At 58.8% G+C, this 20,700-nt stretch carries 19 protein-coding genes and 8 pseudogenes; 17 read left to right on the plus strand and 10 right to left on the minus strand.

Annotation, left to right across the window (positions count from 1 at the left end; translation table 11 throughout):
* Nucleotides 1-20 precede the first annotated feature (20 nt).
* Both ACD578_RS26445 and ACD578_RS26450 read left to right on the plus strand, forming a co-directional pair.
* A pseudogene (locus ACD578_RS26445) lies at nucleotides 21-281 on the plus strand (transposase); the annotation flags it as partial.
* Between the two features lie 58 nt (nucleotides 282-339).
* Nucleotides 340-1,498, plus strand: a pseudogene (locus ACD578_RS26450) (IS30 family transposase).
* A gap of 9 nt (nucleotides 1,499-1,507) precedes the next feature.
* Here ACD578_RS26450 and ACD578_RS26455 read toward each other — a convergent pair.
* A pseudogene (locus tag ACD578_RS26455) lies at nucleotides 1,508-1,687 on the minus strand (transposase); the annotation flags it as partial.
* Between the two features lie 178 nt (nucleotides 1,688-1,865).
* On the opposite strand from ACD578_RS26455, the gene ACD578_RS26460 reads away from it, so the two are divergent.
* Nucleotides 1,866-2,852 (plus strand): IS481 family transposase, encoded by a 987-nt coding sequence (locus ACD578_RS26460; RefSeq protein WP_404294845.1) that lies wholly within the window; start codon nucleotides 1,866-1,868, stop codon nucleotides 2,850-2,852.
* Nucleotides 2,853-2,946: 94 nt separating this feature from the next.
* Here the strand turns inward: ACD578_RS26460 and ACD578_RS26465 are convergent, their stop codons facing one another.
* Nucleotides 2,947-3,894, minus strand: coding sequence for a LuxR family transcriptional regulator (locus tag ACD578_RS26465; RefSeq protein ID WP_404294847.1), 948 nt, complete (start codon nucleotides 3,892-3,894; stop codon nucleotides 2,947-2,949).
* 440 nt (nucleotides 3,895-4,334) lie between these two features.
* Between ACD578_RS26465 and ACD578_RS26470 the strand changes: the two genes are divergently transcribed.
* The 3 genes from ACD578_RS26470 to ACD578_RS26480 all read left to right on the plus strand — a co-directional run bounded on the left by ACD578_RS26470 (nucleotide 4,335) and on the right by ACD578_RS26480 (nucleotide 6,270).
* Nucleotides 4,335-4,505, plus strand: coding sequence for a hypothetical protein (locus ACD578_RS26470; protein WP_404295638.1), 171 nt, complete (start codon nucleotides 4,335-4,337; stop codon nucleotides 4,503-4,505).
* Between the two features lie 200 nt (nucleotides 4,506-4,705).
* Nucleotides 4,706-5,239: a transposase gene (locus ACD578_RS26475; protein WP_404294849.1), complete on the plus strand. Its 534-nt coding sequence runs from the start codon at nucleotides 4,706-4,708 to the stop codon at nucleotides 5,237-5,239.
* Nucleotides 5,236-6,270, plus strand: a complete 1,035-nt coding sequence (locus ACD578_RS26480) for an IS630 family transposase (protein WP_404295611.1) — start codon at nucleotides 5,236-5,238, stop codon at nucleotides 6,268-6,270. Before ACD578_RS26475 ends, ACD578_RS26480 begins: the two co-directional genes overlap by 4 nt.
* Before the next feature lie 47 nt (nucleotides 6,271-6,317).
* Here the strand turns inward: ACD578_RS26480 and ACD578_RS26485 are convergent.
* Nucleotides 6,318-6,644: pseudogene (locus tag ACD578_RS26485) on the minus strand (integrase core domain-containing protein); the annotation flags it as partial.
* A 219-nt stretch (nucleotides 6,645-6,863) separates the two neighbouring features.
* Entirely contained in the window at nucleotides 6,864-7,964 is a 1,101-nt protein-coding gene (locus ACD578_RS26490) for a uridylate kinase (protein ID WP_404294851.1), read from the minus strand.
* Nucleotides 7,965-8,357: 393 nt separating this feature from the next.
* On the opposite strand from ACD578_RS26490, the pseudogene ACD578_RS26495 reads away from it, so the two are divergent.
* Nucleotides 8,358-8,618 (plus strand): annotated as a pseudogene (locus ACD578_RS26495) (transposase); the annotation flags it as partial.
* A gap of 219 nt (nucleotides 8,619-8,837) precedes the next feature.
* A pseudogene (locus tag ACD578_RS26500) lies at nucleotides 8,838-9,158 on the plus strand (integrase core domain-containing protein); the annotation flags it as partial.
* Here ACD578_RS26500 and ACD578_RS26505 read toward each other — a convergent pair.
* On the minus strand, nucleotides 9,159-9,485 hold the full coding sequence (locus tag ACD578_RS26505; protein WP_404294853.1) for a hypothetical protein: 327 nt from the start codon (nucleotides 9,483-9,485) through the stop codon (nucleotides 9,159-9,161).
* Nucleotides 9,486-9,652: 167 nt separating this feature from the next.
* Here ACD578_RS26505 and ACD578_RS26510 point away from each other — a divergent pair, with 167 nt between their 5' ends.
* Nucleotides 9,653-10,483 carry an IS5 family transposase gene (locus tag ACD578_RS26510; RefSeq protein WP_404294854.1) on the plus strand — a complete coding sequence of 277 codons (831 nt, stop codon included), beginning with the start codon at nucleotides 9,653-9,655 and terminating at the stop codon, nucleotides 10,481-10,483.
* A gap of 218 nt (nucleotides 10,484-10,701) precedes the next feature.
* On the opposite strand, the gene ectB is transcribed toward ACD578_RS26510, so the two are convergent.
* Nucleotides 10,702-11,976: a diaminobutyrate--2-oxoglutarate transaminase gene (ectB, locus tag ACD578_RS26515; protein WP_404294856.1), complete on the minus strand. Its 1,275-nt coding sequence runs from the start codon at nucleotides 11,974-11,976 to the stop codon at nucleotides 10,702-10,704.
* A gap of 440 nt (nucleotides 11,977-12,416) precedes the next feature.
* Between ectB and ACD578_RS26520 the strand changes: the two genes are divergently transcribed.
* Both ACD578_RS26520 and ACD578_RS26525 read left to right on the plus strand, forming a co-directional pair.
* Nucleotides 12,417-12,848: a hypothetical protein gene (locus ACD578_RS26520; RefSeq protein WP_404294858.1), complete on the plus strand. Its 432-nt coding sequence runs from the start codon at nucleotides 12,417-12,419 to the stop codon at nucleotides 12,846-12,848.
* On the plus strand, nucleotides 12,845-13,507 hold the full coding sequence (locus ACD578_RS26525) for a cysteine hydrolase family protein (RefSeq protein WP_404294859.1): 663 nt from the start codon (nucleotides 12,845-12,847) through the stop codon (nucleotides 13,505-13,507). Before ACD578_RS26520 ends, ACD578_RS26525 begins: the two co-directional genes overlap by 4 nt.
* 160 nt (nucleotides 13,508-13,667) lie before the next feature.
* Here ACD578_RS26525 and ACD578_RS26530 read toward each other — a convergent pair whose 3' ends face one another.
* On the minus strand, nucleotides 13,668-14,498 hold the full coding sequence (locus ACD578_RS26530) for an IS5 family transposase (RefSeq protein WP_404294854.1): 831 nt from the start codon (nucleotides 14,496-14,498) through the stop codon (nucleotides 13,668-13,670).
* Nucleotides 14,499-14,672: 174 nt separating this feature from the next.
* Here ACD578_RS26530 and ACD578_RS26535 point away from each other — a divergent pair, with 174 nt between their 5' ends.
* Both ACD578_RS26535 and ACD578_RS26540 read left to right on the plus strand, forming a co-directional pair.
* Nucleotides 14,673-15,947, plus strand: coding sequence for an IS701 family transposase (locus tag ACD578_RS26535; protein ID WP_404294387.1), 1,275 nt, complete (start codon nucleotides 14,673-14,675; stop codon nucleotides 15,945-15,947).
* Between the two features lie 138 nt (nucleotides 15,948-16,085).
* Entirely contained in the window at nucleotides 16,086-16,412 is a 327-nt protein-coding gene (locus ACD578_RS26540; RefSeq protein WP_404294853.1) for a hypothetical protein, read from the plus strand.
* Here ACD578_RS26540 and ACD578_RS26545 read toward each other — a convergent pair.
* A pseudogene (locus tag ACD578_RS26545) lies at nucleotides 16,413-16,733 on the minus strand (integrase core domain-containing protein); the annotation flags it as partial.
* 75 nt (nucleotides 16,734-16,808) lie between these two features.
* Nucleotides 16,809-17,213, minus strand: a complete 405-nt coding sequence (locus tag ACD578_RS26550) for a transposase (protein ID WP_404294861.1) — start codon at nucleotides 17,211-17,213, stop codon at nucleotides 16,809-16,811.
* Between the two features lie 393 nt (nucleotides 17,214-17,606).
* On the opposite strand from ACD578_RS26550, the gene ACD578_RS26555 reads away from it, so the two are divergent.
* The 3 genes and pseudogenes from ACD578_RS26555 to ACD578_RS26565 form a co-directional block, all read left to right on the plus strand.
* Nucleotides 17,607-18,413 (plus strand): uridylate kinase, encoded by an 807-nt coding sequence (locus ACD578_RS26555; RefSeq protein ID WP_404294863.1) that lies wholly within the window; start codon nucleotides 17,607-17,609, stop codon nucleotides 18,411-18,413.
* Between the two features lie 74 nt (nucleotides 18,414-18,487).
* Nucleotides 18,488-18,706, plus strand: a complete 219-nt coding sequence (locus ACD578_RS26560) for a hypothetical protein (RefSeq protein WP_404294865.1) — start codon at nucleotides 18,488-18,490, stop codon at nucleotides 18,704-18,706.
* 219 nt (nucleotides 18,707-18,925) lie between these two features.
* Nucleotides 18,926-19,252: pseudogene (locus tag ACD578_RS26565) on the plus strand (integrase core domain-containing protein); the annotation flags it as partial.
* Here the strand turns inward: ACD578_RS26565 and ACD578_RS26570 are convergent.
* Nucleotides 19,253-19,579 carry a hypothetical protein gene (locus tag ACD578_RS26570; RefSeq protein ID WP_404294853.1) on the minus strand — a complete coding sequence of 109 codons (327 nt, stop codon included), beginning with the start codon at nucleotides 19,577-19,579 and terminating at the stop codon, nucleotides 19,253-19,255. It lies immediately after the preceding pseudogene.
* Nucleotides 19,580-19,746: 167 nt separating this feature from the next.
* Here ACD578_RS26570 and ACD578_RS26575 point away from each other — a divergent pair, with 167 nt between their 5' ends.
* On the plus strand, nucleotides 19,747-20,577 hold the full coding sequence (locus ACD578_RS26575) for an IS5 family transposase (RefSeq protein ID WP_404294854.1): 831 nt from the start codon (nucleotides 19,747-19,749) through the stop codon (nucleotides 20,575-20,577).
* Nucleotides 20,578-20,700 lie beyond the last annotated feature (123 nt).

The raw sequence follows: 20,700 nt of genomic DNA on the forward strand, positions 1-20,700 counted from the left end.
CATGAAGCAGGAGGATCTCCATGCCCCACACACGTTTTACCAAAGAGTTTCAGGATGAGGCGGTTCGGCTTGCTCTGACCAGCGGCCGCAGTCGACGCGCGATCGCCGAGGATCTCGGGATCGACCTGTCGACCCTGCGCCACTGGATCGACCGCCGCCGCGAGCGCGAGATCGACGCTCCGCCCGCGGAGCGCCAGGAGGACATGGTAACCGAGCTGAAGCGGCTGCGGCGCGAGAACGAGATCCTGCGCCAGGAGCGGGAGATTCTGAAGCGGGCCACGATGGATTCAACGGATCAGCGCACCATGATCGATTTTTCGGTGTCTGAAAGGATCCATGATGGCGCGTACGGGGCGGCCGGGCTTATCGGCGGAGCAGAAAAGGGAACTCTGGGCCCGGTGGAGAGCTGGCGAGTCGCTGAGTGACATCGGCCGTGCTCTTGGCAAGCAGGCCGGATCAGTCTTTGGCGTCGTGCTCGCCAAGGGAGGCATTGCTCCATCGCCGAGGACACGCTCTCGGCTTTCGCTTACGTCTGAAGAACGCGAGGAGATATCGTGGGGCCTCGCAGCCGGGTGGTCATTCCACCAGATCGTGGACCGGCTTGGGCGGTCGCCGTCGACCATCAGCCGGGAAGTCCGTCGCAATGGGGGCCGAAGGAGATATCGTGCCACGCGAGCCGATGAACGTGCTTGGCAACACAGTTTGCGTCCGAAGGCTTGCCTTCTGGCAATCAACAAGTCTCTTCAGGAGTTGGTAGCGAGAAGCTCCAGAACCAATGGTCTCCTGAGCAGATCTCAGGGTAGCTCAAGGCTGAATATCACGATGTCAGAACGATGCGCGTATCCCACGAGACGATCTACAAGAGCCTGTTCATCCAAGCCCGCGGCGTTCTGCAAAAGGAGCTGGCCTGCCATCTGCGGAGCCGACGGGTCATGCGGCGCGGCAAGACAGCCAGCACGGCTGGCCAGCCGAGGGGCCAGATTATTGATGCTATCTCCATCAGAGATCGCCCTCCCGAGATCGAGGATCGGGCTGTGCCGGGGCATTGGGAAGGCGATCCGCTCGCGGGCGGCAAGAACCGCATATTGCCACCCTGGTTGAACGCCAATCCCGGTTTGTCATGCTGGTCCATGTCGAAGGCAAAGACAGCACCAGCGTGGTGGAGGCTCTTGTTCGCCAGGTGCAGCAACTTCCCCAGGGATTGATGTCGTCGCTGACCTGGGACCGCGGCATGGAACTGGCCCACCACAGGCGGTTTAGCGTCGCGACGGATGTGGACGTCTACTTCTGTGATCCGCAAAGCCCCTGGCAACGCGGGAGTAACGAGAACACCAATGGCTTGTTACGCCAGTATCTCGCCAAGGGATCGGACCTGTCCGTCTATAGCCAGAATGATCTCGACGCGATTGCCCTCAGCCTCAATACCCGGCCGAGGAAAACCCTTGGCTTTAGAACCCCTGGCGCTATGCTGGCCGAAGCTGTTGCGCTGATCGATTGAACTCACCGTCTGAGCCGCGCGCCACCACGGCCCCAACTCAGCGGGGACGGCCCGCCATTTGGCACTATTCTCATGCCGCCAGAGAATGGCCTCAACGGTCCGCCGCAGATCCTGCGGCGGTGTCTTGCCCTTGGGACGGCACTGTTCCACCAAAGGCTCCAGCATCGCCCATTGTGCGTCCGTCAGCATGGCTCCTCCTCAGATCAGGACGAGCGAAACGCCCTCAGACGCAATGAGTTCAAGCGCTAACAGGCCTTAGCTGTTTGGTGGCGGAACGTCGTTGGGACCGAGTGCGTTGGGCGATTGAGAACTATGCCTGGCGCTTCGAGCGGGCTGTCCGCTCCTCGCCGCACCGAGGGAGGGAGTGATGCTGTCCATCCACCCGCAAGCCCGCACCACCCCGGCCATTCGGAGCGAGATTGCCCGCTCACACGAGCCCACGGGTGTGCTGGCCCAGCGCTTCAGCGTGAGCACCGAGACCATCCGCAAATGGCGCAAGCGCGGCGCTGAGGACTGCCAGGACCACAGCAGCCGGCCGCACAAGCTGCCCTGGAAAGCCACGGACGAGGAGCGGGCCATTGTCTGCGCTCTGCGCCGCTCGACTGGCTTTCCGCTCGATGATCTGACCTTCATCGTCACGCACTTCCTGCCGCATCTCAACCGCGATGCGGTCTACCGCATCCTCAAGGCCGAGGGGCTCGGCCGCCTGCCGCCGGCGCAGCAGCGCCAGCGCAAGAGCGGCACGTTCAAGGATTACGATCTTGGCTTCGTCCATATCGACATCAAGCACTTGCCCAAGCTGAGAACCGCCAATGGGGAGAGCCGCAAGCGCTTCCTCTATGTGGCCATCGACCGCTGCTCGCGCTGGGTGCATCTGGCGGTCAAGGACGACGAGCTGACCACGAGCGCAGTCGCCTTCCTGAAAGAGGCGATCCGCACTTTCCCCTTCAAGGTCACGCACATCCTGACGGACAGAGGATCCTGCTTCACGGCTGATGGCTTTGAACACGCCTGCCACCAGCTGAAGGTGGAGCACCGCACGACCAAGCCCTACACGCCTCAGACGAATGGTCTCGTGGAACGCTTCAACGGGCGCGTGCAGCGCGAGGTGCTGGGCATCACGATCGATAGCCATCGGGATCTCGAGACGCTGCTCAAAGGCTTCAACCAAGCCTACAACAGGAGACGCCAGCGCGTGTTGAAGGGGCGATCCCCCGAGCAGGTCGTACAACGGCGCTTGGAGGCCGAGCCTAAACTCGCCAACCGCCGCTTCAAGCCGCCTGATTCAGACGCTTTGCCCCAAGCGCTCCAGGTCGTCGCTCATGCCAAGGAGGTCTCGCATCCAGACAGTTAGCAGAGAGGCTCTCAGACTGATCCCGCCACCGCCAAACTACAAATCAACTTCAAACTCGCGCCACTAGGGCACGACGTTTCTTGGATGCCGCCTTTTACACTTCGATAATTCCGAAGTTTACTGCTTTTATAGCAGCGACCGTTCTGCTGGCAGCATCCAATTTTCGCATTACCTTTTTTATATGGAAATTGACCGTATTTGCGGATATTCCAAGAATAATTCCTACCTCCCACGACGATTTCCCTCTTGCTGTCCACAGAATGCACTCTTTTTCTCTTAGAGAAAGGTTAGGAGCTTCCTCGATGCCACTCGAATTTGCGAACTTCGCGACCCTCAGATGGAAATGTACTGCGGCAAGTTGCAAGTATGTGATTGTTCTGCTTTGGAATCCGCGGTCCCAGGGTTGAGCAAAGCTCATGATCGCAAAGCTGCCATTGGGGCCGTGCAATGGAACAGTGATGCCCGACCTTAAGCCGAACGTCGCAGCCTCGTCGAAAACGCGCCGTTCGTTTTCGGTCGTGCTTGCGTCATTGTAAACCTCACTCCATTGAAAGGCATCTGCCCGCTTTCGACACGTCTTGGCGATGGGGTCTATCCTGTCATACCCCATTTCGAAACAGCGCTCCTGCCATTCATCAGGATAATTCAGCATGACCGCCGGACCGCGTCGGACCGGCTTCACAAACTTTTGGTCGGGTGTAAGAGAACCATAGGCGACCCACGGGCAATTAAAATTCAAGGCAAAAGCGGACAACAGGTCGAACAAGTGTTCGGAGTAAGCAACACCATCAGTCTGGTCGAGAAATCGGCCGAACTCGACCGCAAACGCCTCCCTGGATCCTTCGGGAAATGCGTCGACGGAACCAAAGAAAACTTCATCCGCGGGCGTTCCATAGTCACTCCTCAGCAGCCATTTGCACCGGATGCTGTCACCACTGGTGCACAAAGCTGTCTCTGTAAGAGACTGCGGCTCTGCGCGCCCTCGTCGGCAGGCCGGCCCCGCTAAAGCTCTATCAGTGCGGATCTGACGCAGATCTGACATGTTGCCTTACTTCCTTTGTTCAATCGAGCGATGTCATATCGATTGGCAACTCCTGTCGCCTCGCGACGGAGAGCTTCAAAAATCGTGCCAATTCCGCACAAGAGCCTCAGAGAGAAAATTGTTGGAATATTCTTCAGTGACCTAAGTGAGAGTGTGACAGGACGCCGGCCTGAATATTCCCGTGGCGCGGATTGGACAAACCCAACAGCAAGTATCGGGGCCTGACGTTTTTGCAGCGATGGCGAACAAGATTGCTCCGCGGGGGAGCGGGCTTCACGCGTCATGCAACCGGGCTCCGCATTGTTCGATGTTCGACACTGTCAGACATGCGACATAGCAGTATGAGAGCTATCATATTGGTTCGGAATGACTTTATTCATTTGGTATGGTACATGCGTGGTTATCCGCGAACGCGTCACGGACTGAGGAGAAATTGTCCCGTGATCATAGTTATCGACAATGCTGTTGCCACCGTGAAGACCGTACTTTCCCACGTCGCCGAGCCGGCAGAAGGTTGGCACCGGAGCTACAATCTCAGCCGGCGAGATCTGGAAGAGATGATCACCGAGCGCGGCATCTCGGTCGATCACGCGACGATTCACGACCTGTGAGAAAATCCTCTGGGAGCCCCGACGTGCTACAATAGCCGGAGCTTTCCCAGGGAGATCAGGCGATGGACCCTGTAGATCCGCAGGCCTCAAGTGAGACGGCTCAAGCATCCTGCTCAGATCCATCGCGACGGAAGCGCGTTCGGCTGGTGTGCGCTGATCGCCGGCAGTTGTGTTGGACCATGCTCGACGCCGAGCGATTAGTGGATGAAGACCATCCGGTTCGGGCAATCTGGGACTTGGCAACCCGGCTTGATCTGTCAGCCTTTGTAGACCGGATCGGTTCGCTTGAAGGTGGAGCTGGACGCCCCGCCTACGATCCTCAGCTTTTGGTGAGCTTATGGATCGACGCCTACAGCCGCGGCATCGGCTCGGCGCGCGAGGGCGAGCGACGCTGCGAGCACGATCCCGGCTTTCACTGGCTGACGGGGCTCCTCGCGATTAATCATTACACCCTGTCCGACTTTCGCTTGGCCCACCATGACGCGTTGGACGAGGTCTTCACGCAGGCTCTCGGGATCTTGAGTGCGGAGGGGCTGATGACCCTGAAGACCGTCATGCACGACGGCACGAAGATCACCGCGCAGGCCGGACCAAGCTCGTTCAAGCAAGAGGAGCAGATCAGGAAGCATTTGGCTGCGGCTCGGGAGCATGTTGCGGCTGGATTTGCTTCACTTATTGATCCGGCTTGGATGATCTTGAAATTCGCAGCCCGTCGACCCAGGTCGGCGGGATGAAGCATGTGGACATGCGCAAGCTGCCCGCAGCAGCGCAAGAAGAGCGTCGGCGGCAGGTGATCGGACTGCGCGAGAGTGGCCTGACTTACGAGGCCATTGCCGTGCAGGTCGGCCTGACCCGGACCGGCGTGTTCAACATCTGCCGCCGTGTCGCCGAACAGGGCCGGGCGGGATTGGCGAGCCGGCCGCGCGGCCCGGCCGCCGGTACGGGACGGTTTCTCGCGCCCGAGCAGGAAGCGCAGATCCGCGCTCTGATGAGCCAGCACACGCCCGATGAACTCGGTCTGCCCTTCGCCCTGTGGAGCCGGGCAGCGGTGCGGATGCTGATCGAGCAGTCCTGTGGGGTCCGGCTGGCGGGGCGCACCGTCGGCACCTATCTGGCGCGGTGGGGCGTCACGGCTCAGAAGCCGCTCCGACGGGCCTACGAGCCGTCGCCGAAGGTCGTACGGCGCTGGCTGCGGCAGGACTACCCGGCCATCGTGGCGCAAGCCAGAGCTGAGAAGGGCACGATCTTCTGGGGGGACGAGACCGGTTTGCGCTCCGATGATGTGCGTGGCCGCAGCTTCGCCCCACGCGGCCGGACGCCCGTGGTGCGCCCCTGTCACAGGCGAGCGGGGCTGGGCCTGATCTCGGCTGTGACCAACAAGGGCGAGCTGCGCTGGATGGTGCTTGATGGTGCGCTGAAGGCCCCGAGCCTGATCCGCTTTCTCGGGCGACTCATCCGGGATGCACACGGCAAGGTGTTCCTGATCTGGGACAACCTGCCCGTCCATCGAGCCCGGGCGGTGTGGGGCTGGTTGGCCGAGCGCACGGAGCAGATCGAGGTCTTCCACTTGCCTCCCTACAGCCCTGAGCTGAATCCGGACGAGGGTCTGAACGCCGACCTGAAGCAAGCCGTGACCCGCAAGCCGCCCGCCCGCAGCAAGCACGAACTCAAATGCACCGTCATCAGCCACATGCGGCGGCTGACAAAGCTGCCCGAGCGGATCCGGAGCTACTTCGGACATCGGCCATTCCGATATGCCGCGTAGTTCAAGATCTCCCAAGCCGGATCAATAAGTGGAGAGCGGTTTGGTAGCTATCCGGCCAGCCTTTCGAACTGAACCGGACTGACATAGTCCAGTGTCGAGTGACGCCGGACAGGGTTGTAGAAGCCGGCGATGGAACGACCAATTGCCGCCTTGGCCTCGGCTCGGGTCTGGAAAACGGTGCGCCAGACCAATTCGGAGTTCAAGGTTTTGAAGAAGGTCTCGACCACCGAATTATCATAGCAGTTCCCTGTCCCGGACATTGAGATCCGGATGCCGTGTTTCCTCAACTTGGCCTGATAGGCTGTCGAGCAATATTGGCTGCCGCGATCCGCATGATGGATCAAGCCCGCTGATGGCCGTCGGATCGCCACGGAGCAATGCCTCCCTTGGCGAGCACGACGCCAAAGACTGATCCGGCCTGCTTGCCAAGAGCACGGCCGATGTCACTCAGCGACTCGCCAGCTCTCCACCGGGCCCAGAGTTCCCTTTTCTGCTCCGCCGATAAGCCCGGCCGCCCCGTACGCGCCATCATGGATCCTTTCAGACACCGAAAAATCGATCATGGTGCGCTGACCCGTTGAATCCATCAAAGATTATTTGTTATACGTTGCAGACGCGAGCTGACGCTCCTCAGGGTAGAGATCTGCATGCAGCTTTTGCGCGCAAGAAACAGCAGATGATAAATCGTAGAATTCGTTGATCCTGGTAGCATCGCTTGTTATTTCACTCACCAAAATTCGCTTGCCAATATGTAACAGTTTGATCTGGCGCTCCGTCAAGATGCCAACACCAACGTCCGCATCATGGCTCAAGTAAATAGGACCTCCCACGTCCTGACCCGAACCTACCCACGTGATGTCGAGTTCCTCTAGCACGCGTAGTGCTGCTAACCATTCGAAACGATCATCAAAGTCCAACCTCGTCGCCGACCGATCGACGACAACTGTGGCAACATCTCCTGTGGCGGCGACATGCGTTCCGACCACTTCCCGCGGGCGCAACGATTTACAGGTAATCACAATGCCGCGGCTAGAGGCGTACTCAAGCGCCCCATAGTGAAGCACTTTGGCTCCATGGCGCGCCATACGGCTGACGCATGTGTGAGAAATCTCAGGGACCAACCTGGCTCCCTTTACCAGATGCGGGTCCGCCGTGTAGATGCCGCACACGTCCGAGTAAATTTCACAAGAGCCAGACCCAACGATATCAGCAGCTATCACAGCGGTTAAATCCGAGCTGTTACGGCCGAGCATTGAGATGCGCCCGCTCCTATCTACGCCCTGAGCGCCGGCAACTATTACAACTTGGCTAGTCTCCAATGCATTGCGAAGTGGTGATCTGTTAATGGCTTCGATAGATGCGCGGTTGAATCCAGAGGACACCCAAACACCTAGAGAGTAGCCAAACAGTGACGATACCGCAACCGAATGCTGCTCCAAGGCGGCTTCAAGTAGGCCAACAGAAACGACTTCGCCGGATGTGAGAACAGCATCGAGGGCGGCACGACCACATCGCTCATTCACGGATAGTGCTAGCTGCTTCAGAGATTCAGTAATGCCGGACATCGCACTGACTATGACAACAATTCGATCTGCATCTGAAGACAGACGCCTCACAATATGTGAGGCGATGAAATTATAGTCCTCCGCATTGCGAAAGGAGGAGCCGCCGAACTTTAAAATTCTAACAGTCATAGTGAAATAGCCTCAATCTCGATACCAACAGCGCCGCAATCTGTTCAATCCGGCGCCGCTCTAATCTTGATATCCCCGCAGCATATTTAAGCTTCCAACCTTGCCCCTGCACCTACCAGGGCTGATAGTACGGTCAGGTCCAGGTGACGCTAGTGCCCAGGACAATCGGCGCTTTAAGCCGAGAAGCGGGCTACGACCTCGCCCCTTATACTCGGCCATGCGCGTAGACGGACAGAAATGCATGTGCAGATTCCGATTTCATCCAGCCAGGGATTCCGAGGTGAAGCCGGCCGCGATTCCGATTGTTCTCCGGCCGCCGTTCCGAGATAAATCCGGCCACCATGGACTTGCTTCGAAAAGACGGAGAGCCTCTCATGAAGCAGGAGGATCTCCATGCCCCACACACGTTTTACCAAAGAGTTTCAGGATGAGGCGGTTCGGCTTGCTCTGACCAGCGGCCGCAGTCGACGCGCGATCGCCGAGGATCTCGGGATCGACCTGTCGACCCTGCGCCACTGGATCGACCGCCGCCGCGAGCGCGAGATCGACGCTCCGCCCGCGGAGCGCCAGGAGGACATGGTAACCGAGCTGAAGCGGCTGCGGCGCGAGAACGAGATCCTGCGCCAGGAGCGGGAGATTCTGAAGCGGGCCACGATGGATTCAACGGATCAGCGCACCATGATCGATTTTTCGGTGTCTGAAAGGATCCATGATGGCGCGTACGGGGCGGCCGGGCTTATCGGCGGAGCAGAAAAGGGAACTCTGGGCCCGGTGGAGAGCTGGCGAGTCGCTGAGTGACATCGGCCGTGCTCTTGGCAAGCAGGCCGGATCAGTCTTTGGCGTCGTGCTCGCCAAGGGAGGCATTGCTCCGTGGCGATCCGACGGCCATCAGCGGGCTTGATCCATCATGCGGATCGCGGCAGCCAATATTGCTCGACAGCCTATCAGGCCAAGTTGAGGAAACACGGCATCCGGATCTCAATGTCCGGGACAGGGAACTGCTATGATAATTCGGTGGTCGAGACCTTCTTCAAAACCTTGAACTCCGAATTGGTCTGGCGCACCGTTTTCCAGACCCGAGCCGAGGCCAAGGCGGCAATTGGTCGTTCCATCGCCGGCTTCTACAACCCGGTCCGGCGTCATTCGACACTGGACTATGTCAGTCCGGTTCAGTTCGAAAGGCTGGCCGAATAGCTACCAAACCACTCTCCACTTAAGCGAAGCAAATCCAGTGCGCAGCTCACCCTGGATCTCGGACAGCGTGATGCCGGACTTCTCCTCCACCAGGGATCGGAGCAACTCCTGATGCGGCTCGAGCACGGGACGGCGGTGGCCTCCGACCCGGTCCGGCTTCACCGAGCCAGTCTCGCGCAGCCGCCGCATGAGCTTGACGGCAGCCGAGGGACTGACCTCATAGCGGGCAGCAACCTGGCGGATGGAGCTACCCTTCTCAACAGCGCGCACGATGCGCCGCGCAGGTCTTGGGACAACGGTGTGGTCATAGCGAGCCTCTTTGCTCACGCCCCTGACCACCACCGAGTCAGATCTCACGATTCCGTTCAACCCCAAACAGCTCTAAGAGGCTGGTGAGCAATTTTATTGCTCAATGTAAGTCATTGATTCAGAATAAGTTTGGTGCTGGGCCGCTGCGGCGGAGGTGGGCTGTTTGACGGTCTGGGAGCCCCGCCATGGATGCCTGTTCCTACGCCAGCGACCTCACCGATGCCGAATGGGCGCTGCTCGCGCCCCTCGTCCCCCGCAGCCATCCGGCCGGGCGGCGACAGACCTATCCGTTACGCCGCATTGTCGATGCGATCTTTTACCTGTTGCGTACCGGCGCCCAATGGCGGCTGCTGCCGCATGAGTATCCGCCGCGCTACGCCGTCTTTTACCACTATGCCCAGTGGCGCGAGGACGGCACCTGGGAGCATGTGACCCAGGTTCTGCGCGAGAGTTACCGTTGTCGGATCGGCAAAGCGCGCCAACCCACCGCGGCAATCATCGACAGCCAATCAGTGAAAACCTCTGAGATGGGCGGAGCGCGTGGGTACGATGGCGGCAAGAAGATCAACGGCCGCAAGCGCCATCTTCTCGTTGATACGCAAGGCAATCTGCTGAAGAACAAGGTGCATCCAGCCGACATCCATGATCGTGCCGGGGCCGAACTCCTGTTGGAGGGGCTGCAGCATCTGTTTCCGGCCATTGAGCTGATGTGGGCCGACACGGCTTATCGAGGGCTGAAGGATTGGCTTCAGAAGGCCCTGGGCTGGCGATTGTCCATCCCGCAGCATGGGTGGAGCGGCGGAACCTGGATGCGGGCTGACGCGGAGCCGCCACCACGCCCGAGCGGGTTTCAGGTGCTCGCGCGAAGGTGGGTTGTTGAACGAACGATCGCCTGGTTGACCACCAACCGCCGGCTCGCGAAAGACTATGAACGTTTGATCGAGACCGGCGAGATGCTGCTCTATCTCGCGATGAGCCGCATCCTGCTGCGGCGTCTCACGCGAAAAGAAAGATAATTGCTCACCAGCCTCTAAATGCCCACATGTGCTGGAAGTGGCTTCGAGAACGGTCAATCATCTCACTTACTCACATCGTCAGCCGACCCAACAGGCTACGAGTAACCGAAACCGTCGTGTTCATTGTATGTCCCTTCATGAAACAAAGGTTTAATGGGTTAACCCACAGAGTTACAGTTCACGCGCTTGGCCCCGCCATTCGTCGTAGCCCATCTGCTTTAGGCGCTTGCGTGCACAGACTTGTCCAGAATGTCCAGACCACGTTGAAGCGTCTGCCGGTCAATCGTCAAAGGAGGAAGAAGCTTGATAACCTGGTCCTCCGCGCCGCATCGCTCTACCACAAGCCCATCCTCAAAGGCCTTGCGGGCGGCTTTCTCGGCCAGTTGACCTGTACTGCAATCGAGCCCCAGCATCATGCCCCGTCCGCGCACGGACAGACTATGATTTCGGTTGCTTTGAGCGACCTGCCGAAGGCGTTCGCTCATGATGCGTCCTGTTTCCACAACGCCCTGAGACAGCTTTTCATCCGTCCAATATTTTCGTAACGCAGTAGTCGCCGTCACGAGCGCAAGATTGTTGCCTCTGAAAGTCCCGCTGTGCTCGCCCGGCTTCCAAACGTCGAGTTCGGGTTTGAGCAGCAAAAGGGACAACGGCAGGCCACTGCCACTAAGCGACTTCGACAAAACAATGATGTCGGGCGATAGATCCGCAAACTCGAAACTGAAGAAATTGCCCGTTCGTCCGCAACCTGCCTTAATGTCATCAACAATCAGGAGGATGCCGTTCTTTCTGCAAAGCCGCTCGAGCGACTGCAGCCAGTGCTTGCTCGCAGGGTTGATGCCCCCGTCACCTTGGACGGTTTCCAGAATGATGGCTGCCGGCAGGTCGACACCACTGCCTGCATCAGCAAGCATCCTGTCCAGATATTCCGAAGTATCGTTATCGGCTCCCAAATACCCGTCATAGGGCATGAACACTGCGCCGGCTGAAGAAAGACCTGCCGCATCTCGGTAATATCGATTACCCGTTACCGCAAGCGCGCCCAAGCTCACTCCATGAAAGGCGTTTGTGAAAGATATTATACTGTGCCGGCCAGTGGCCTTGCGCGCGAGTTTCAAAGCGGCTTCCACGGCATTGGCCCCGGTGGGACCGGGAAACTGAAATTTGTATGTCAGACCACGGGGGCGTAATATTATTTCGTTAAAATGCTCCATGAACTCCCTTTTGGCTGATGTAGCCATGTCCAATCCGTGGATGATTCCATTTGATTTCAAGTATTGCATCGCCTCGTTTAGCAAATCGGGATCGTTGTGGCCGTAGTTGAGGACGCCCGCGCCGGAGAGAAAGTCGATAAACTCGCAACCATTCTCGTCCTCGAGAATGGCTCCTGCGGCCTTCCTGAACACAACAGGAAAGGATCGCGAGTATGACCGCACGTTTGATTCGAGGTTTTCAAAGGCAAAGAGCGAGTTGGAGCTACTCTCTTGAAGCATGATCTTCCTCCCATCCTCTTGAATTGATAGCTGCGATTTCGGTCTGCCGTCACAAGCCGGTGTCTAATCGGAGTTCTGGCGGTGGCTCCGCGGTTATAATCGGCAATCTCTGCCCGTGCGCCTACCCAGGATGGTAGTATCGCCAGTGGTCGTTCTTTAGTATTCGCCTATTCCGAGTACACAAGGAACAGCGCAGTTGCACTCCATATCGCGCACGCACGAACTCCCCACTTTTGCAGACACGCGCGGCTTCCTAAACCACCCGAACAGACTGTGCGTTGCACAATTGCTTGCAGAGGCGAAAAGGAAAGGCGCGGTCGCCGTTCAGCCCAGATCCGGCGTCGGCGGCCACGACGAGATGCTGACGCTTCTATCCGGGATCGAGGTGAAGCCAGTCCGGATACTCCACACCAAGCCGGTGGCCCTGAACGGGCGTCCATTTGCGGCTCCCGGCTGGCGTAGAGGCCGCGATCTCAACCAGCGAGCGAAAGCTCCTCGATATTCGCCACGGCTCACAGACTGCAGGCCATCTGTTCGAAACAGCCTTTGATTCGGAAATTATGTCTTTCGAGGGCGGCGGGATCACTTACAATCTGCGCTATACCAAGAAAGTGCCACCTGAACACTTGATCGCTTCCTGGGGTAGAATTGACCACCTTTGCGGAGCGGTCACCGATCAAGGCATCATTGTGTCGCGCGAGATGTTCGGCACTCTGATATCAGTCCTAAACCGAGTATTCGAAATATTGCAAATACGCATCTTGAGCCATAATAGCATGAGCGTGGAATTTATCTTGGTTCCGCCGCTGTGTGACGCGACAAATGCGCGACCATCAAGAGCCAACCCCTTTCAGCCGTTGGAGAACAAATGACTATCCCTCCGATCGACGCTGCCAATGGAGCCTACCGCGAACGTCCTATTGAGCCACGAAAGACGGCACTGCTGAGCATCGACATGCAGAATGTTGAGTTCAGCCATGAAATGCTGGAGCGCTCGAGGAATGCTGGAACCCAAGAGGCCACAAAGCGCTCCTTCTTCGAGCGCATGGCCAGCACGGTAATCCCAAATCAAGCGCGCCTGCAGCATGCCGCGCGTGAAGCTGGAATTGAGGTGATCTTTACAGTTATCGAAAGCCTTACACAGGACGGACGCGACCGAAGCCTTGATCACAGAATCTCTCAATTGAACATACCCAAGGGCTCGTGGGGAGCGCAGGTCATCGATGCGGTCAAACCGGAAGGTGATGAAATCGTAATTCCAAAAACCGCTTCAGGAATATTCAACTCGACTAACATCGAGTACGTGTTGCGTAATCTCGGGATCGAGTACTTGATTGTCTACGGCGTTCTGACCGATCAATGCGTGGAAACGACGATCAGAGATGCTGCTGACAAGGGCTTCTTGGTCACTCAGGTCGAAGACTGCTGCGCAGCCTTTACTCCCGAGAACCACAAGGCCTCGGTGGAATCGGTGCGCGGCCACTACTGCCGCACTCGAAGTACGGACGAGATCATCTTGGAATTTCGCTAGTCTTGCTGGGCCAGTGTTGTGCCAAGCTGCCTGGATTTGTCGGGCAAAAGACGTGTGCATTGCCCGTAATAGGCTTCCAAGACGGGCGCGGCGATGCAGGCGGCGAAGGAATCGTCGGCATGCTTTCAGAAACATTCACCACTAAGAGGCTGGTGAGCAATTATCTTTCTTTTCGCGTGAGACGCCGCAGCAGGATGCGGCTCATCGCGAGATAGAGCAGCATCTCGCCGGTCTCGATCAAACGTTCATAGTCTTTCGCGAGCCGGCGGTTGGTGGTCAACCAGGCGATCGTTCGTTCAACAACCCACCTTCGCGCGAGCACCTGAAACCCGCTCGGGCGTGGTGGCGGCTCCGCGTCAGCCCGCATCCAGGTTCCGCCGCTCCACCCATGCTGCGGGATGGACAATCGCCAGCCCAGGGCCTTCTGAAGCCAATCCTTCAGCCCTCGATAAGCCGTGTCGGCCCACATCAGCTCAATGGCCGGAAACAGATGCTGCAGCCCCTCCAACAGGAGTTCGGCCCCGGCACGATCATGGATGTCGGCTGGATGCACCTTGTTCTTCAGCAGATTGCCTTGCGTATCAACGAGAAGATGGCGCTTGCGGCCGTTGATCTTCTTGCCGCCATCGTACCCACGCGCTCCGCCCATCTCAGAGGTTTTCACTGATTGGCTGTCGATGATTGCCGCGGTGGGTTGGCGCGCTTTGCCGATCCGACAACGGTAACTCTCGCGCAGAACCTGGGTCACATGCTCCCAGGTGCCGTCCTCGCGCCACTGGGCATAGTGGTAAAAGACGGCGTAGCGCGGCGGATACTCATGCGGCAGCAGCCGCCATTGGGCGCCGGTACGCAACAGGTAAAAGATCGCATCGACAATGCGGCGTAACGGATAGGTCTGTCGCCGCCCGGCCGGATGGCTGCGGGGGACGAGGGGCGCGAGCAGCGCCCATTCGGCATCGGTGAGGTCGCTGGCGTAGGAACAGGCATCCATGGCGGGGCTCCCAGACCGTCAAACAGCCCACCTCCGCCGCAGCGGCCCAGCACCAAACTTATTCTGAATCAATGACTTACATTGAGCAATAAAATTGCTCACCAGCCTCTTACACTACAGTTGCACCTTCTGAAGATGGGCTCATAATCTGCTGATCTGACCCAGGAGGCTGCCATGACGGGTGTGCCCATCGAGCAGATGCTCGAGCTCTGGTGTGTGGAGTTGCGTCAGGTCAAAGCGGATCTCCAATCCTTGTTTGCTCATCCGAGTGTTGGCGCCTCAGCGGCTGCTTTCCTCGACGGATTGTTGGGGCCGGAGCGGCGCAAGACCGGCTGGATGCGGGCGGAAGCCGCAGGAGACTCGGGCCCCTGGCGTCAGCAGGCGGTGCTCGGGCGCAGCCACTGGGACGCGGATGCCCTGCGGGACATGGTGCGCGACTATGCTCTTGAGACGCTCGCCGCGCCCGGGGCCGTGCTGGTGATCGACGAGACCGGCTTTCTCAAGCAGGGTCAGCACTCGTGTGGCGTCGGTCGGCAGTACACCGGATCAGCGGGCAAGATCACCAGCTGCCAGATTGGCGTATTTGCCGCTTATGTCTCGGACAAGGGCTGCGCCTTCATCGACCGCCAGCTGTATCTGCCGCAGGACTGGACGAACAAGCCGGAGCGTCGGACCGCCGCTCATGTGCCCGACAACCTCCACTTCGTCACCAAGCCGCAGATCGCCACACAGATGATCGAGCGCGCGATTGCCGCCGGTGTGCCGTTCGACTGGGTGGCCACCGACACGGTCTATGGTGTCGGTAAAGTGGAGATGCAGCTGCGCCGGGCCGGCAAGGGCTATGTGCTGGGCGCGCATGCCACCGATCAGTTCTCGTCCTGGATCGACAAACCCGAAGTGGCCGGCACGGCCGAGAAGATTGCGCAGGCTCTTGCGCCCGAGGCTTGGACGCGCCTGTCGGCGGGCGACGGCACGAAGGGAGCACGCCTGTACGACTGGGCTTATCTCGAACTCGCTGATCTTGAGGCGGAGGAGTACAACGAGGATCTCACCGGCCTGTGGACCCGTGGCCTGCTGATCCGACGCAGCCTCAGTGATGAGGACCTGGCGTTCTTCTCGACCTGGTGTCCGGCCGGCACGCCGATCGAGATCCTGGTGCGGGTCGAGGGGCAGCGTTGGACGATTGAGGACGCGTTTGAGACCGCCAAGACGGAGTCGGGCCTGACGCATAACGAAACCCGCTCGTGGCAGGGCTGGCACCGGCATGTGTCCCTGGTGATGCTGGCGTTTGCCATGATGGCGGTGGTGCGCGAGCGCGCCAACACGCTCACGTCACCCCAAAAAAGAAACGACGAAGCCAAGCTGCAGCGCTGGTACGCTGGTCTGTCCAGGAAATCCGCCGCGTGGCCACACGCCTCCAGCAACACCAGATCGAGCCTGCCCTCGTGATCGCCTGGTCCGCGTGGCGCCGCGCGCATCAGGCGATGGCGCAGGCCTCTCATCGCAAACGAAAGGTGCAACTGTAGTGCTTAGAGCTGTTTGGGGTTGAACGGAATCGTGAGATCTGACTCGGTGGTGGTCAGGGGCGTGAGCAAAGAGGCTCGCTATGACCACACCGTTGTCCCAAGACCTGCGCGGCGCATCGTGCGCGCTGTTGAGAAGGGTAGCTCCATCCGCCAGGTTGCTGCCCGCTATGAGGTCAGTCCCTCGGCTGCCGTCAAGCTCATGCGGCGGCTGCGCGAGACTGGCTCGGTGAAGCCGGACCGGGTCGGAGGCCACCGCCGTCCCGTGCTCGAGCCGCATCAGGAGTTGCTCCGATCCCTGGTGGAGGAGAAGTCCGGCATCACGCTGTCCGAGATCCAGGGTGAGCTGCGCACTGGATTTGCTTCGCTTAAGTGGAGAGTGGTTTGGTAGCTATTCGGCCAGCCTTTCGAACTGAACCGGACTGACATAGTCCAGTGTCGAATGACGCCGGACCGGGTTGTAGAAGCCGGCGATGGAACGACCAATTGCCGCCTTGGCCTCGGCTCGGGTCTGGAAAACGGTGCGCCAGACCAATTCGGAGTTCAAGGTTTTGAAGAAGGTCTCGACCACCGAATTATCATAGCAGTTCCCTGTCCCGGACATTGAGATCCGGATGCCGTGTTTCCTCAACTTGGCCTGATAGGCTGTCGAGCAATATTGGCTGCCGCGATCCGCATGATGGATCAAGCCCGCTGATGGCCGTCGGATCGCCACGGAGCAATGCCTCCCTTGGCGAGCACGACGCCAAAGACTGATCCGGCCTGCTTGCCAAGAGCACGGCCGATGTCACTCAGCGACTCGCCAGCTCTCCACCGGGCCCAGAGTTCCCTTTTCTGCTCCGCCGATAAGCCCGGCCGCCCCGTACGCGCCATCATGGATCCTTTCAGACACCGAAAAATCGATCATGGTGCGCTGACCCGTTGAATCCATCGTGGCCCGCTTCAGAATCTCCCGCTCCTGGCGCAGGATCTCGTTCTCGCGCCGCAGCCGCTTCAGCTCGGTTACCATGTCCTCCTGGCGCTCCGCGGGCGGAGCGTCGATCTCGCGCTCGCGGCGGCGGTCGATCCAGTGGCGCAGGGTCGACAGGTCGATCCCGAGATCCTCGGCGATCGCGCGTCGACTGCGGCCGCTGGTCAGAGCAAGCCGAACCGCCTCATCCTGAAACTCTTTGGTAAAACGTGTGTGGGGCATGGAGATCCTCCTGCTTCATGAGAGGCTCTCCGTCTTTTCGAAGCAAGTCCATGGTGGCCGGATTTATCTCGGAACGGCGGCCGGAGAACAATCGGAATCGCGGCCGGCTTCACCTCGGAATCCCTGGCTGGATGAAATCGGAATCTGCACATGCATTTCTGTCCGTCTACGCGCATGGCCGAGTATAAGGGGCGAGGTCGTAGCCCGCTTCTCGGCTTAAAGCGCCGATTGTCCTGGGCACTAGCGTCACCTGGACCTGACCGTACTATCAGCCCTGGTAGGTGCAGGGGCAAGGTTGGAAGCTTAAATATGCTGCGGGGATATCAAGATTAGAGCGGCGCCGGATTGAACAGATTGCGGCGCTGTTGGTATCGAGATTGAGGCTATTTCACTATGACTGTTAGAATTTTAAAGTTCGGCGGCTCCTCCTTTCGCAATGCGGAGGACTATAATTTCATCGCCTCACATATTGTGAGGCGTCTGTCTTCAGATGCAGATCGAATTGTTGTCATAGTCAGTGCGATGTCCGGCATTACTGAATCTCTGAAGCAGCTAGCACTATCCGTGAATGAGCGATGTGGTCGTGCCGCCCTCGATGCTGTTCTCACATCCGGCGAAGTCGTTTCTGTTGGCCTACTTGAAGCCGCCTTGGAGCAGCATTCGGTTGCGGTATCGTCACTGTTTGGCTACTCTCTAGGTGTTTGGGTGTCCTCTGGATTCAACCGCGCATCTATCGAAGCCATTAACAGATCACCACTTCGCAATGCATTGGAGACTAGCCAAGTTGTAATAGTTGCCGGCGCTCAGGGCGTAGATAGGAGCGGGCGCATCTCAATGCTCGGCCGTAACAGCTCGGATTTAACCGCTGTGATAGCTGCTGATATCGTTGGGTCTGGCTCTTGTGAAATTTACTCGGACGTGTGCGGCATCTACACGGCGGACCCGCATCTGGTAAAGGGAGCCAGGTTGGTCCCTGAGATTTCTCACACATGCGTCAGCCGTATGGCGCGCCATGGAGCCAAAGTGCTTCACTATGGGGCGCTTGAGTACGCCTCTAGCCGCGGCATTGTGATTACCTGTAAATCGTTGCGCCCGCGGGAAGTGGTCGGAACGCATGTCGCCGCCACAGGAGATGTTGCCACAGTTGTCGTCGATCGGTCGGCGACGAGGTTGACTTTGATGATCGTTTCGAATGGTTAGCAGCACTACGCGTGCTAGAGGAACTCGACATCACGTGGGTAGGTTCGGGTCAGGACGTGGGAGGTCCTATTTACTTGAGCCATGATGCGGACGTTGGTGTTGGCATCTTGACGGAGCGCCAGATCAAACTGTTACATATTGGCAAGCGAATTTTGGTGAGTGAAATAACAAGCGATGCTACCAGGATCAACGAATTCTACGATTTATCATCTGCTGTTTCTTGCGCGCAAAAGCTGCATGCAGATCTCTACCCTGAGGAGCGTCAGCTCGCGTCTGCAACGTATAACAAATAATCTTTGATGGATTCAACGGGTCAGCGCACCATGATCGATTTTTCGGTGTCTGAAAGGATCCATGATGGCGCGTACGGGGCGGCCGGGCTTATCGGCGGAGCAGAAAAGGGAACTCTGGGCCCGGTGGAGAGCTGGCGAGTCGCTGAGTGACATCGGCCGTGCTCTTGGCAAGCAGGCCGGATCAGTCTTTGGCGTCGTGCTCGCCAAGGGAGGCATTGCTCCGTGGCGATCCGACGGCCATCAGCGGGCTTGATCCATCATGCGGATCGCGGCAGCCAATATTGCTCGACAGCCTATCAGGCCAAGTTGAGGAAACACGGCATCCGGATCTCAATGTCCGGGACAGGGAACTGCTATGATAATTCGGTGGTCGAGACCTTCTTCAAAACCTTGAACTCCGAATTGGTCTGGCGCACCGTTTTCCAGACCCGAGCCGAGGCCAAGGCGGCAATTGGTCGTTCCATCGCCGGCTTCTACAACCCGGTCCGGCGTCATTCGACACTGGACTATGTCAGTCCGGTTCAGTTCGAAAGGCTGGCCGAATAGCTACCAAACCACTCTCCACTTAAGCGAAGCAAATCCAGTGCGCAGCTCACCCTGGATCTCGGACAGCGTGATGCCGGACTTCTCCTCCACCAGGGATCGGAGCAACTCCTGATGCGGCTCGAGCACGGGACGGCGGTGGCCTCCGACCCGGTCCGGCTTCACCGAGCCAGTCTCGCGCAGCCGCCGCATGAGCTTGACGGCAGCCGAGGGACTGACCTCATAGCGGGCAGCAACCTGGCGGATGGAGCTACCCTTCTCAACAGCGCGCACGATGCGCCGCGCAGGTCTTGGGACAACGGTGTGGTCATAGCGAGCCTCTTTGCTCACGCCCCTGACCACCACCGAGTCAGATCTCACGATTCCGTTCAACCCCAAACAGCTCTAAGAGGCTGGTGAGCAATTTTATTGCTCAATGTAAGTCATTGATTCAGAATAAGTTTGGTGCTGGGCCGCTGCGGCGGAGGTGGGCTGTTTGACGGTCTGGGAGCCCCGCCATGGATGCCTGTTCCTACGCCAGCGACCTCACCGATGCCGAATGGGCGCTGCTCGCGCCCCTCGTCCCCCGCAGCCATCCGGCCGGGCGGCGACAGACCTATCCGTTACGCCGCATTGTCGATGCGATCTTTTACCTGTTGCGTACCGGCGCCCAATGGCGGCTGCTGCCGCATGAGTATCCGCCGCGCTACGCCGTCTTTTACCACTATGCCCAGTGGCGCGAGGACGGCACCTGGGAGCATGTGACCCAGGTTCTGCGCGAGAGTTACCGTTGTCGGATCGGCAAAGCGCGCCAACCCACCGCGGCAATCATCGACAGCCAATCAGTGAAAACCTCTGAGATGGGCGGAGCGCGTGGGTACGATGGCGGCAAGAAGATCAACGGCCGCAAGCGCCATCTTCTCGTTGATACGCAAGGCAATCTGCTGAAGAACAAGGTGCATCCAGCCGACATCCATGATCGTGCCGGGGCCGAACTCCTGTTGGAGGGGCTGCAGCATCTGTTTCCGGCCATTGAGCTGATGTGGGCCGACACGGCTTATCGAGGGCTGAAGGATTGGCTTCAGAAGGCCCTGGGCTGGCGATTGTCCATCCCGCAGCATGGGTGGAGCGGCGGAACCTGGATGCGGGCTGACGCGGAGCCGCCACCACGCCCGAGCGGGTTTCAGGTGCTCGCGCGAAGGTGGGTTGTTGAACGAACGATCGCCTGGTTGACCACCAACCGCCGGCTCGCGAAAGACTATGAACGTTTGATCGAGACCGGCGAGATGCTGCTCTATCTCGCGATGAGCCGCATCCTGCTGCGGCGTCTCACGCGAAAAGAAAGATAATTGCTCACCAGCCTCTTAGTGGTGCATCCGGCAGGTAGAGGGGTATAATGGCAGCCCCCTCTGACCTGCTGGCGGAGGTGGCCCATGGCACCAGTCTGCTTACGGGACTTGACCGCTGCGGAA

Origin of the sequence: Microvirga sp. RSM25, from assembly GCF_044784385.1 — a bacterium.
Lineage (GTDB): Bacteria > Pseudomonadota > Alphaproteobacteria > Rhizobiales > Beijerinckiaceae > Microvirga > Microvirga tunisiensis.